Below are 13,143 nucleotides of genomic sequence, written 5' to 3'. Positions count from 1 at the left end.
AGTTAAGTATGTGCTTACATAGAAGCACGTATATCATACTAGCATAAATGTACGAGTAGCGCAACACTCATCGATTGGATTTCAGCCGCTTCAATATCTTTTCCTGATCAGCCGTCAGTGATAATTCATCTAACAGATCAGGACGGCGTTCGAGTGTCCGTTTTAACGATTGCTCCATACGCCACTTGTCAATTTCGCCATGATTGCCTGACAATAGAATGTCTGGTACTGAGAGACCTTTGTAAGTCGAAGGACGTGTATAGTGCGGATGCTCAAGCAATCCTGTTGAAAAGGAGTCTTCAACCGATGATACGTTATTCCCAAGGACTCCTGGCAACAAGCGCACGACGCTATCAATGATTGCCATCGACGCAACTTCTCCGCCTGTTAACACAAAATCCCCAATGGAGAGTTCGTCTGTCACGAGATGCTCGCGGATTCGCTCATCATACCCTTCATAATGGCCGCAGATGAAAACCAAGTTCTCTTCCGATGCCAGCTCCTCGGCTTTAGCTTGGGTGAAGCGTTCTCCCTGGGGACACATCAAAATAATCCGCGGCGGCTTTACAGCGTCCTTTGTGACAGCTTCAACAGCGTTAAAAAGCGGTTCCGGCTTTAACACCATCCCAGCACCACCACCATACGGATAATCGTCCACTTTGTGATGCTTGTTCTCCGAGTAGTTTCTGAAATCAGTTACTGTAAACGAGACCGCTTCGTTCTCTTGCGCCTTCTTCAGTATCGAGGTATGAAGAACCCCTTCGAACATTTCAGGGAATAACGAGAGAATACTGATGTTCATCATGAAAGAAGTCCTTCCATGAGCTCAATCGTGATTTTCTTATTTTCGATATCGATCTCTTTCACAATATCTTCAATATAGGGAATATAGTGAGGTTTCCCTTGGGCTGGCGTGACTGTCCAGACGTCGTTTGCACCAGTTTCCAGGATGTCTGTAACCGTGCCGATCGTTTCGCCTTCGAGTGAGATGACATCGCATCCGATGATTTCATGATAATAGTATTCGTTCTCTTCGAGTTCACCGAGCTGCTCCTCTGATACTTTCAGCATGCCCGTTTTGTATTTTTCCACATGGCTGAGATTATAATGGTTTTCAAAAGTGAGCAAGTAGAAGTTTTTGTGACGGCGTGCTCCTGATATTTTAAGCTTGATGGGCGTCTTTTCATCCGGCATGAACAGGAACAGTTCATTGCCGATTGCGAATCGTTCCTCAGGAAAGTCTGTCCGAGGTGTGACCCGTACTTCACCTTGGACTCCGTGTGTATTGACGAGTTGTCCGACGTTAAACCATAACATGGTCCTTTCACTTCCTTTGTTCGATTATAGGGTGAGGAATTCTTTGATATAGAAAAAGAGAGGAACCGAGGCTCCTCCCTTTACGCAGTGTTAGTCAACGATATCCAGGTAAACTCGTTTACCTCGGTGGCTGCCTGCAGCTGATGTAACAATTGTCCGTATCGCACTCGCGACACGTCCTTGCTTTCCAATGATCTTCCCCATGTCTTCCGGGTGTACAGAAAGTTTATAGGCAACCCGATTCGCTTGTTCGTCCTGTTCGATGTGAATCGCTTCAGGATAATCGACTAACGGTTTTACGATTGTCTTAATCAGCTGCTCCATGAGCGCACCTCCTGATTACTTGCTAAGTTTAGCGTTATGGAATTTCTCCATGATGCCTTGTTCTGAGAACAAGTTACGAACTGTATCAGATGGCTTAGCGCCTTTCTGCATCCAATCCAAAACTTTTGCTTCGTCAATTTTCACTTCAGCCGGCTTTGTAAGCGGGTTGTAAGTTCCAACTGTTTCGATTTGACGGCCATCACGAGGAGCTCGTGAATCTGCTACTACGATACGATAGAAAGGTGATTTCTTTGCACCCATACGTTTAAGACGAATTTTTACTGACATGTTTAGTTGCACCTCCGAATAGTTTCACACAAGATAGTATATTATCAAGCTTTTTGTTGTTTGTAAAGTGTTTTTTCTTAACACCTTGTTTTTTGAATGGATTTACTTGAAAAAGGCATCCATTCCCGGCATTTTCATCTTCTTTTTACCGCGTTGTTGTGCCCCGGTCATTTGCTTGACCATTTTCTTCATCTCTTCAAACTGCTTCAGTAATCGGTTGACTTCTTGGATCGAAGTTCCAGATCCTTTGGCAATCCTCTTTTTACGGCTGGCGTTGATCATTTCAGGAGTGGTGCGTTCTTGAGTGGTCATCGAATAGATGACCGCTTCCACTTTCCCCATCTGGCTCTCATCGACTTTGGCATTGTCCAAACCTTTAATTTTATTGAATCCTGGCATCATCTTCAATATCTCATCAAGAGGTCCCATTTGCTTCACTTGTTGCAGCTGTTCAAGGAAATCATCCAATGTAAAGGTTTGTGTTCGCAGCTTTTGTTCAAGTTCTTTCGCTTTGTCCTCATCGACATTCTCCTGAGCTTTCTCAATGAGGGACATGACATCTCCCATGCCGAGAATACGGGACGCCATACGTTCAGGGTGGAATGGTTCAAGCGCGTCCATTTTTTCGCCCATCCCTACATACTTGATCGGTTTTTGAGTGACTGCTCGGATTGAAAGCGCTGCACCACCACGTGTATCTCCGTCAAGTTTAGTAAGAGCGACTCCAGTAATTCCGATTGTCTCGTCAAAGTTTTTCGCTACGTTTACAGCATCCTGACCAGTCATCGAGTCTACAACAAGGAAGACTTCATCAGGTGATGAAAGTTCACGAATATCTTTCAGCTCCTGCATCAAGGTTTCATCAATATGCAAACGCCCCGCGGTATCAATGATCACCACATCATTATGATCCTCGTCCGCTTTTTTGAGTGCTTGACGAACGATTTCGACCGGAGACACTTCCGTACCCATTGAAAATACAGGAATGGTCAATTGCTTACCGATCGTTTCCAGCTGTTGAATCGCTGCAGGTCTATAAACGTCCGCCGCAACGAGCAATGGAGACTTGTTATTGCGCTTACGTAAGGAATTTGCAAGTTTTCCGGACGTGGTCGTTTTACCTGCCCCTTGTAAACCGACCATCATAATGACAGTCGGTGACTTACGGGCAAATTGAATCGCTGTTTGTTCTTCCCCCATCAACTTTGTCAGTTCATCTTTTACGATTTTCACGACTTGTTGACCGGGCGTCAGACTCTTCATGACGTCTTGACCGACTGAACGCTCACTAACAGTCTTGACAAACTCTTTAACGACTTTCAAATTGACATCCGCTTCAATTAACGCAAAGCGGACTTCTCTCATCATTTCTTTAACATCAGCTTCACTAATTTTACCCTTGCCTGTGATTTTTTGAAGCGTCCCTTGCAGGCGCTGCGCTAATCCTTCAAAAGCCATGCATAGAGCCTCCTTAGTCGTGTTCTTTGATTTGGTGTAATAACTTTTGCACTTCATCGGTCAGCGCTTTTTCAGTGGAAAGCCGCTGCTCGATCTGCTCGATTAACTCAGAGCGTTCTTGAAATTTATGGAACAACGATAGTTTTGCTTCATAGTCTTCGAGCATCGCTTCTGTTCGGCGGACATTATCATAGACAGCTTGTCTGGATACGTCATATTCCTCTGCGATTTCGCCTAATGACAAATCATCCAGGTAATACAATTGCATATAAATCCGCTGTTTATCCGTCAACAATGATTGATAAAAATCAAAGAGGAAGTTAACACGTGTCGTTTTTTCCAGCATGCACAATTCCTCCTCGGACCTTCTCTTTATAGTAGCTGTTGCTCTTACCTCCGTCAAGGTATTTTACTTGTCTTGATGCTTTTCGACGTCATAATCTGCTTCCATTTCCAGTCCATCTGCAAACAGACCGTACACATACTTCTCAGGATCAAATGGCTGCAGGTCATCAATACCCTCACCTAACCCGACGAATTTGACTGGAATGTTCAACTTGTTGCGGATTGCTAGAACGATTCCCCCTTTGGCAGTTCCGTCAAGCTTCGTGAGCACAATCCCCGTCACGTCAGTCGCTTCTTTAAAAGTTTCTGCTTGGATCAATGCATTTTGACCCGTAGTAGCGTCAAGTGCGAGTAGCACTTCATGAGGCGCTCCCGGAATTTCACGGCCGATGACCCGATGCACTTTTTGCAATTCGTTCATCAAGTTGACTTTGTTTTGCAATCGGCCTGCTGTATCGCAAATCAGGACATCCACATTACGTTTTTTAGCAGCATTCACAGCGTCAAACATGACGGCTGCAGGATCGGATCCTTCCGACTGACGAATCACTTCAACTCCAGCACGCTCTCCCCAAACAACTAATTGCTCAATGGCTCCAGCACGGAATGTATCTCCCGCAGCAAGCATGACGGTTTTTCCTTCGGCTTTCAGACGAGATGCCAGCTTACCAATGGTCGTAGTTTTCCCTACACCGTTCACTCCTACCATGAGCAGGACTGTAATTCCGTCTTCTTGGATATTCAAGCAATTGTCACTTTCTCCTTGTGAATTATAGATTTCTACAAGTTTCTCAGAGATAACCGTTTGAATACCAGCAGTATCTTTAATATTTTTGCGCTGCACTTCGACTTTCAGCAGATCGATCAATTCCATTACAGTTTCGTATCCTACATCGGCTTGCAGCAAGACCTCTTCCAATTCTTCGAAAAACTCTTCATCAATCTCACGGAAACGGGCGACCAGATCATTCACTTTTGAAGTGAATGAATCGCGCGTTTTAGTTAAGCCATCTTTGAATTTAACAGTGACTGAATCATTCGTGCCCGTGATTTTCTCTTTCATCTTCTTGAAAAAAGACATTATTCTCACTTTCCTTTCTTAAATCAGGATGTGCTCAACGCAGTTTCGGGAACTTCGGACATTTTTACGGAAATTAGGCGGGATACTCCAGACTCTTGCATCGTTATTCCATACAAGACATCAGCACCTTCCATCGTTCCTTTCCGATGGGTGATGACGATGAACTGTGTATCCTCCGAAAACTTTTTCAAATAGCGGCTATACCGAATGACATTCGCTTCATCAAGCGCAGCCTCAACTTCGTCCAATATACAAAATGGAACGGGGCGGACTTCGATAATGGAAAATAACAGGGTAATTGCTGTCAACGCACGTTCTCCGCCTGAAAGAAGGCTAAGATTCTGCAGCTTCTTCCCAGGTGGTCGGGCGATGATATCCACACCTGTTTCCAGTAGGTTATCGGGATCCGTGAGAACGAGATCCGCTTCCCCGCCACCGAACATTTCCTTGAAAACCGTGCGGAACCGTTGTTGTACTGCGTCAAACGTAGAAGTGAATCTCGTTTTCATCTCCATATCCATTTCGGACATCGCTTCTTCCAACGTGGTTTTCGCTTCCAGAAGGTCGTTCCGCTGGTCTGTAAGGAACGTATGCCTTTCGAGTACTTCCTTATACTCCTCGATCGCACCAGGATTCACCGGGCCTAAAGATTCAACCTCACGTTTCAGCTGTTCCACGCGTGCTCTTACAAGTGAGGCATCGAATACATCAGGTACTTCATAATCAGGATGAAGTCCATAGTCTTCCAACAACCGGTTGAGAATAGACTCCAATTTCACTTCATTCCGAGAAAATGAAACCTTCAAATCACCGAGTTCTGAAGTGATGATCCTAATCCGGTCAGAAATCTGCTTCAATGCAGCCTCCTGCTCTTCGCAAGAGCGTGCGAGTTTTTCCTGTTCCGCCCGTTTAGTGAGTAATTCCGATTTCACCTCGGTTACAATATCTGTCTCTGCAGCTATACGCTGTTCGATTTCTTCAGGGGTTAGAACTTCCCCTTCTTCTTGACTCGCCAGAAATTGAAGTTCTTCTTCTGTTTGAGCGAATTTGTGTTTTGTATCTCTAAGTTCAAGTTCCGCTGCAGTTACTAAAGAAGCCCGATTGGTCAGTTGTTCACGCAGGATCGCTGTTTCTTCACGCAGTTCACTATAACGCTCACGAAGTGCCTGTTCTTCGTTCCGGCGATCTGCCGCCAAACGTTCTAAAGAAGCAACTGACGTTTGAATTTCTTGTTGCTGCGCTGTCAAACGTTCCCGTTGCAGCTGTAGTTCCTCACGTTTTGCAAACAGTGAACTGCGAGTATCCTCGGACCCTTTTCTTCCTGCTTCAATCGTTTTCCATTCAGTTTCAGCAGTTCGGATTTCAAAGGTAGTCTCTTTAAGCGTCGAGTCAAGACGTGTTACAGCAAGCTGAAGCTGCTCCCTGTTTTGCGCGGAAACGGAAGCTTTTTGCATCTCACCGGCAATCGACAGTTTAATGGCACTAAGCTTTTCTTCTGCAGTGCCAATGGAATGATTCAGCTGGTCAAGTTGGCTTGTCAAAGTCTCCAGTTCAGCTTTCCGGGAGAATACGGTCGATTGAACTTTTGAACCTCCACCTGTAAGGGAACCCCCGGCATTCACGACATCACCATCTAACGTGACAATCCTGAATCGATAGCCGGCAAGTTTTGCAATTTCAGAAGCACCATTCAGTGTGGTTGCAACAATGGAAGCTCCCAGCAAGTTTGCTGTCACATTTCGATACGCTGGTTGTACCGTGACAAGCTGGTCAGTTGTGCCAACAAAGTCAGGGTGATGATTGACTTTTGATAATACATCTTGAGGAACGGAACGTGCCTTCATCACATCGAGTGGTAAAAATGTTGCGCGTCCCGCATTCTTCTTTTTCAAAAAGCCGATAGCAGCTCTCGCGTGGCTTTCTGATGTGGTGATAATATGCTGCATCGCTCCGCCGAGCGCAGTCTCCACGGCTTTAATATGTCTTTTGTCCACAGAAATAAGTTCGGCTACAGCACCTTCTATTCCTTGGAGTGTGCCTGCTTGTTTTGCGACCAGGACCTCTTTAACACCCGAATAAAATCCAGAGAAATCCGCTTCCATACTTTTTAAAGCACGAAGCCTCCCTTGAAGTTCATACCGTTTATTAACAGCTTGCTGATGCATTTTTTGTGTCTGTTCGAGCTGTGCTTCTGTATTCTGCAACTGTTCGCGATTCGTTGCCACTTGTTTCGTAGATTCTTCCACGCGTTGGATAAGCTTTCTGAGTTCAGCAGTCTGCTTTTCTTTCAATTCGTTGAGTGTGCTGAGCTTGGATCGAATTTCTTCTGTTTGCTTGCTCGTCTTTTCTGATGAATACTGCTCACCTGTCAGACGTTCTTCAATATGTTTTAACTCATTACGCACAGTAGCTTCTTCGTTCAACACTTCAATATAAGTGGATTTGAGGTCTTCAATTTCACGTTCAGTTTCCGCAAGTGAACGTTTCAATTTTCTCGATATCGATGTCATTTCTTCGGTCTTGCTGGATAGCTGCAATTCAGTTTCATGATTTTGTTCAGTGAGTTCCGCTTTTTTCGCTTCCAGTTGCCCAAGCAATTGCTTCAAGCTTTCCGAGTCCGCCGTTAAACGCTTGGAACGATCTTTAACGTTCCGTTGCTTTTCTAAAGAAAGAAGTCGCCGCCCCTCCCACTTCTCAGCTTCCGAGCTCGATACGACATGCTGTTCTTGCAGCACGGAAATCTTCTGATCTAATACAGCAAGCGCGGCCTTCATATGTTTCAGCTGACGTTCAGCAGTATCCCCCTCTTTTTCCAGGTCAGCTTTAGTTTTCGTTTTGTTTTCTACAAGTGTTGTTGTGTCCAACAATCCCGTTTGCAACTGGGATGCCTCCACATTCAAAAGACGCACATCGGAATCTCTCAGTTCAGTTACAAGTTTCCCATACCGTTCAGCAGAGCGGGCATTCACAGCGAGCGGTTCCATCCGGTCATCTAGTTCTTTTAAGATATCTAAAATCCGGTCGAGATTGTCATCTGTTTCAATGAGCTTGAACTCTGCTTTCTTTTTGCGCATCCGATACTTCAAAACACCTGCAGCTTCGTCAAATATGCTTCTTCGATCTTCAGGCCGGCTATTCAGTATTTCATCAACACGCCCTTGGGATATGATTGAAAACGCTTCTTTTCCCAGACCGGAGTCAACAAAGACATCGTTAATATCTTTCAGACGGCAGGCTTGCCCGTTTAGCTGAAATGAGCTCTCACCTGAACGGAACACACGTCGACTTACACTGATTTCAGTATAATCCAGAGGGAATAGCCCTGTTGTGTTATCTAAAATCAGTGTCACTTCTGCAAAGTTCAAAGGTTTTCTTGAATCACTGCCAGCAAAAATGACATCTTGCATTTTCGCTCCACGCAATGATTTGGCAGACTGCTCACCGAGCACCCATCGAATGGCATCGATAATATTACTTTTCCCGCTGCCATTCGGACCGACTACAGCTGTGACACCTGGTACAAATTCAATGGATACCTTTTCGGCAAATGATTTAAATCCGATAATTTCAAGACGTTTTAAAAACACGTTCAGCTCTCCTCTTTCGTATGCTCATCCAGTAACTGCTGGATCGCCTGACGAGCCGCTTCCTGTTCCGCTTCTTTTTTCGATCTGCCGATACCTTCTCCCAGTTTTACGTCGCCAAGCTGAACGTATGTAAGAAACTTTTTCGCATGTGCAGGACCTGATTCCTCAACTATCCGGTAGTTCAGCTGTCCATGATTCGTCTGTTGGACAATTTCTTGTAACCGGCTTTTGTAATCCATCACATGCGAAAAAGCTCCAAGTCCGATTTTCGGGAATACTGTACGTTCCAGAAAGTCAATCGACACGTCAAATCCTTGATCGAGGTAAAGGGCTCCAATGAATGCTTCAAATACATCTGCCAGCAGAGCGGGTCGTGTGCGTCCGCCAGTCAGCTCTTCTCCTTTTCCTAAAAGGATGTAATCTCCAAAGTTAAGCTCCGTAGAGAACGTTACAAGTGACGGTTCACAAACAATCGCTGCACGCAATTTCGTCAGTTCTCCTTCACTTTTGTTCGGTTCCGTTGAAAACAAATACTGCGACACAGCCAGTTCAAGGACAGCATCCCCTAAAAACTCCAATCGCTCATTGTCCGAGAATTTCTTAGCACGATGTTCATTCACATAGGATGAATGAGTAAAGGCATTATACAGCAAGGATACATTCTCAAAGCGGACTTCAAGTCGGTCTTGCAGTTCTTCAAATTTTTTCCGGACCGCTGCAGGTAATACGGTCTTAGCTGGCTTATCATTCAGTCTTCTATTCGCTGCCATTCATTAAATCCGCCCTTCTTTAACAAGTTCCTCTCCATTCTACCCTGTATGCTAGTGTAGTGCAAAATGGAAAAGAGACACTCCCGACCGTTTAAGAAGGGTCGAAAGAGTCTCTGTGCTAAACTCATTTAGTTTTTTCTTCGATGTATGAGACAGCACTTCCAACTGTACTGATTTTTTCAGCATCGTCATCAGAAATTTCCATGTCGAATTCGTCTTCTAGTTCCATAACCAATTCAACAACATCCAATGAGTCTGCACCAAGATCATCAGTGAAAGAAGCTTCTGGTTTCACTTCACTTTCATCGACTCCCAAACGGTCGACAACTACCTTTGTAACACGCTCTAAGACTGTAGCCACTGTATTCACCTCCTCTCACTGAATAGGACATAATCAAATCCAAAAACATCTTCCGCTCGCCACCGTCGATCTCCGTTGCAGGCGGACGCTTTCCGAGGAGCTTGATTTCAGCCTCCTCAGTCGCTTTGCTCCTTGCGGGGTCTTCAATCTTCACTGATCCCTCCGGAGTCGCCGCCTTCCACTCCAATCAACTAATATTCAGCATAGAGAGTCCAATCAAATATGTTATAAGAGCCGAGTTACATCACCATGCCGCCATCTACATTCAGCACTTGTCCAGTGACATAGGACGCATCTTCGGATAAGAAGAAGGCAACCGCTTTCGCAACATCTTCAGGACTTCCTAGTGAACCTAAAGGAATACCGCTGAGCAGCTGCTCTTTCATGTCGTCTCCTAAAGCTTCTGTCATGTCTGTTGTGATGAACCCGGGAGCGACTGCATTGACCGTGATTCCGCGTGATGCCAGTTCCTTTGCCGTCGTTTTCGTCAATCCGATCACACCGGCCTTCGCTGCAACATAGTTTGCTTGACCTGGATTGCCTGCGATTCCGACAACTGATGCCATATTCACGATGCGACCTGCACGCTGCTTCATCATCTGTCTGGATACTGCTTTTGTGCATAAGAAAACACCTTTTAAATTCGTATCGAGAACTGCATCCCACTCGTCTTCTTTCATACGGATGAGCAAATTATCTTTCGTAATCCCTGCGTTATTGACTAGGAGATCAATCGAACCGAACGTCTCAAGAGTTTGATCCATCAGGGACTTCACACTCTCCGCTGATGTGACATCCGCTTGGACAGCAATCGCTTTACCGCCATCCGCTACGATTTCTTGTACGACTTGCTCTGCACGTTCCTGACTGCCGCTATAGTTAACCGTCACATTCGCACCTTCGCGAGCGAGTAATAACGCTACCTCACGACCAATCCCTCTGGATGCACCTGTTACTACCGCTGTTTTCCCTGTAAATTTCCCCATCAAGACCACTCCTTCGAAGCTTCTACAACAGCACTCAATGTCTCTTCATCGTATACCGGCCAAACCGTTGCGCTTCTGTCGATCTTGCGGACAAGACCACTCAACACTTTACCAGGACCGCACTCTATGAATTGCGTCACTCCTGATTCCAGCATATGACGAATGGATTCTTCCCAACGGACAGGAGATGACAATTGTTCGATCAACAACCGTTTCACTTCGGTGCTTTCTGTTACAGGCAGCGCCGTCACATTAGCGATGACAGGGACATGCGCTTCATTCATCCCTATGCTTTCTAGCGCTTCTCCGAGTTTTCCTGCTGCCGGACGCATCAGTTCAGAATGGAACGGCCCGCTAACATCCAGCATCAGTGCACGTTTAGCTCCAGCTTCTTTTAAACGGTCACACGCTTCTTCCACACCTGCTTTCGTCCCGGAAATAACAACTTGTCCAGGGCAGTTGAGGTTCGCCGGCTGTACAAGTTCCCCCTCGGAAGTGACCGCTTTTGTCACTTCTGTCAGTGTATCCAGATCCAGACCAAGGATGGCTGCCATTGCCCCTTGACCTGCAGGCATTGCTTCGTTCATGAACAGCCCGCGTTTGTGAACCGTTTTGACTGCATCTTCAAAAGATAAAACTCCTGAAGCGTAAAGCGCTGTATACTCTCCTAAACTATGTCCCGCCGTATAAGAGGGCTGAATACCCGCTTCTTTCAAGCGATCCGATATCATAGCCCCCACAGTCAACAATGCGGGTTGGGCATTATAGGTGACTGTCAGTTCTTCCTGAGGTCCTTCTGTCATCAATCCGCTTAATGCGAATCCCAATTCGCGATCTGCTATTTCAAAAAACCGCTTACTTCCTTCTTGTGCCGCTAACTCAACACCCATGCCCACTTTTTGCGATCCTTGGCCTGGGAAAAGAAAAGCTACCTTTGTCATCGTGTCTCCTCCTCTTTAATGGTTTCACGAATGGTTTCGCTCACGTGATGTTCAGCCATGATCCTTGCTTGACGGATTGCATTTTTCACAGCATTTGCGTTGGACGACCCGTGCGCCTTAATAACGGGTGCGTTCAGTCCGAATAGACCTGCTCCTCCATACTCCGTATAATCCATCTGCTTTTTCAAGCCACGCATATCGTCTTTAACGAGTGCAGCAGAAATTTTCGTTTTAATGGATGAAGCAAATACATTTTTAATCATTGAGAACAAACCTGAAGCTGTGCCTTCAATCGTTTTCAGTACCATGTTCCCTGTAAATCCGTCAGTGACAGCTACGTCAGTAGTACCAGTCAACAAATCGCGGGCCTCAATGTTCCCGATAAAGTTCAGGGGCGCTTTCATCAACTCATCATATGCCGCTCTCGTTAAGTCATTTCCTTTTCCTGCTTCAGTCCCGATATTCAACAAACCAACTCGCGGATTATGAATACCACGGACTTTTTCCGCGTATATGCTTCCCATGATCGCGTATTGAACCAGTTGACTCGGTTTCGCATCCGCATTCGCCCCTACATCCAGCAACACGAATCCTTCTCCCCCGATTGTCGGCAGCGTAGGCGCAAGAGCAGGTCGTTCAATCCCGTCAATTCGACCGACGATGAATAACCCTGCTGCCATTAATGCACCCGTATTTCCTGCTGATACACAAGCATCTGCTTCACCCTCGCTCACCGCTTGTGCCATGCGGACCATAGACGCATCTTTTTTCCTCCGAACCGCCCTTACCGGCTCATCATCCGGTTCAATCATCTCCGTGCAATGGTGAACGGTTAACCGTTCATGCAGTTCTAAATATGGCTTCATCGCCGCTTCGTCACCAAACAGCTGTATATGTATATCATTAAATTCACGAAGACTTTGCAAAACGCCTGCGATAACTTCCTTAGGGGCGTGATCGCCGCCCATCGCGTCTACTGCGATTTTCATTCAACATCCCCCTGACTCGTCCCTGTGGAGCGATACATTTGAAACTCACCACTGAAGACCATTTCATCCCCGACTGTAGACGTCACTTCGACAAAAGTCCGATTGTCCTTTTTCCCATGGACAATGGCTCTGGCTATGACGCGATCTCCTGCTTTAACCGGCTTGACAAAGTGTAGCACAGACTTTGCAGTAAGTGCGAGCTCATCGTCAAGAACTGCAACAGCCAGTGAGTTGGCTTGTCCGAACAAATGATGTCCACGAGCAATACCACTTTTTTTGAACACATGAAGAGGAGTGATATCGAGGATCGAGATCGCTTTATTGTCCAATTCGATATCAATGATTTCACCAATCACTTCTTCTTGCTGCAGCGCTTTTACTTGACCCGCAATTGTTTCGTTCGCCGCCGTCCTCATGCGTTCCCTCAACTCAGGTATTCCACATTCAAGACGATCCAATCGAATGGTCTGCACGCTCACGCTGAAGTGTTGTGCGATTTCCTCATCCGTCAAAAAAGGGGTCGTGTCTAACAGCTGAGCCAGCTGATGCTGACGATCTTTTTTAGGTACACGCACCATAGTCACTCCTCAAGTTTAGCACTTGGTATTAGTAACAGTATATAAAGATAAAAAAAAGAATGCAAGAGGGGACATGCTCTTTGCATTCATAAAGTCAGCTGTCAGACAACTCACAAAA

14 protein-coding genes are annotated in these 13,143 nt (G+C 45.8%); all 14 read right to left on the bottom strand.

The window, feature by feature from the left end; genetic code table 11:
• Positions 1-67 precede the first annotated feature (67 nt).
• The 14 genes from trmD to fapR all read right to left on the bottom strand — a co-directional run bounded on the left by trmD (position 68) and on the right by fapR (position 13,022).
• Entirely contained in the window at positions 68-802 is a 735-nt protein-coding gene (gene trmD / locus ABE021_RS06795; RefSeq protein WP_430287792.1) for a tRNA (guanosine(37)-N1)-methyltransferase TrmD, read from the bottom strand.
• On the bottom strand, positions 802-1,317 hold the full coding sequence (rimM, locus tag ABE021_RS06790) for a ribosome maturation factor RimM (RefSeq protein ID WP_430287651.1): 516 nt from the start codon (positions 1,315-1,317) through the stop codon (positions 802-804). The genes trmD and rimM overlap by 1 nt, the downstream gene beginning before the upstream one ends.
• Positions 1,318-1,407: 90 nt before the next feature.
• Positions 1,408-1,641, bottom strand: a complete 234-nt coding sequence (locus tag ABE021_RS06785; protein ID WP_191688308.1) for a KH domain-containing protein — start codon at positions 1,639-1,641, stop codon at positions 1,408-1,410.
• 15 nt (positions 1,642-1,656) lie between these two features.
• Positions 1,657-1,929, bottom strand: a complete 273-nt coding sequence (rpsP, locus tag ABE021_RS06780; RefSeq protein WP_039041903.1) for a 30S ribosomal protein S16 — start codon at positions 1,927-1,929, stop codon at positions 1,657-1,659.
• Between the two features lie 102 nt (positions 1,930-2,031).
• Complete coding sequence (ffh, locus tag ABE021_RS06775; RefSeq protein ID WP_430287649.1) at positions 2,032-3,387, bottom strand: signal recognition particle protein; 1,356 nt, start codon at positions 3,385-3,387, stop codon at positions 2,032-2,034.
• A gap of 13 nt (positions 3,388-3,400) precedes the next feature.
• Positions 3,401-3,733 carry a putative DNA-binding protein gene (locus ABE021_RS06770; RefSeq protein ID WP_430287647.1) on the bottom strand — a complete coding sequence of 111 codons (333 nt, stop codon included), beginning with the start codon at positions 3,731-3,733 and terminating at the stop codon, positions 3,401-3,403.
• Between the two features lie 63 nt (positions 3,734-3,796).
• The gene (gene ftsY, locus ABE021_RS06765; RefSeq protein ID WP_430287646.1) at positions 3,797-4,813 is read right to left on the bottom strand and encodes a signal recognition particle-docking protein FtsY; all 1,017 of its coding nucleotides are present in this window, start codon (positions 4,811-4,813) and stop codon (positions 3,797-3,799) included.
• Between the two features lie 23 nt (positions 4,814-4,836).
• Entirely contained in the window at positions 4,837-8,400 is a 3,564-nt protein-coding gene (gene smc, locus ABE021_RS06760) for a chromosome segregation protein SMC (protein WP_430287644.1), read from the bottom strand.
• Between the two features lie 2 nt (positions 8,401-8,402).
• Positions 8,403-9,170, bottom strand: a complete 768-nt coding sequence (gene rnc, locus ABE021_RS06755) for a ribonuclease III (protein WP_430287643.1) — start codon at positions 9,168-9,170, stop codon at positions 8,403-8,405.
• A gap of 124 nt (positions 9,171-9,294) precedes the next feature.
• On the bottom strand, positions 9,295-9,531 hold the full coding sequence (locus tag ABE021_RS06750; RefSeq protein ID WP_025785086.1) for an acyl carrier protein: 237 nt from the start codon (positions 9,529-9,531) through the stop codon (positions 9,295-9,297).
• Between the two features lie 239 nt (positions 9,532-9,770).
• Positions 9,771-10,517 (bottom strand): 3-oxoacyl-[acyl-carrier-protein] reductase, encoded by a 747-nt coding sequence (gene fabG / locus ABE021_RS06745; RefSeq protein WP_430287641.1) that lies wholly within the window; start codon positions 10,515-10,517, stop codon positions 9,771-9,773.
• The gene (gene fabD / locus ABE021_RS06740) at positions 10,517-11,458 is read right to left on the bottom strand and encodes an ACP S-malonyltransferase (RefSeq protein ID WP_430287639.1); all 942 of its coding nucleotides are present in this window, start codon (positions 11,456-11,458) and stop codon (positions 10,517-10,519) included. The genes fabG and fabD overlap by 1 nt, the downstream gene beginning before the upstream one ends.
• Entirely contained in the window at positions 11,455-12,447 is a 993-nt protein-coding gene (plsX, locus tag ABE021_RS06735) for a phosphate acyltransferase PlsX (RefSeq protein ID WP_430287637.1), read from the bottom strand. Before plsX ends, fabD begins: the two co-directional genes overlap by 4 nt.
• Positions 12,444-13,022, bottom strand: coding sequence for a transcription factor FapR (gene fapR / locus ABE021_RS06730; RefSeq protein WP_430287635.1), 579 nt, complete (start codon positions 13,020-13,022; stop codon positions 12,444-12,446). The genes plsX and fapR overlap by 4 nt, the downstream gene beginning before the upstream one ends.
• Positions 13,023-13,143: the final 121 nt, after the last annotated feature.

The sequence above is a fragment of the Sporosarcina gallistercoris genome, assembly GCF_050459885.1.
Taxonomy (GTDB): domain Bacteria; phylum Bacillota; class Bacilli; order Bacillales_A; family Planococcaceae; genus Sporosarcina; species Sporosarcina gallistercoris_A.
The sequence above is the reverse complement of the archived record's forward strand: the minus strand, read 5'-3'. Positions and strand labels throughout refer to the sequence as shown.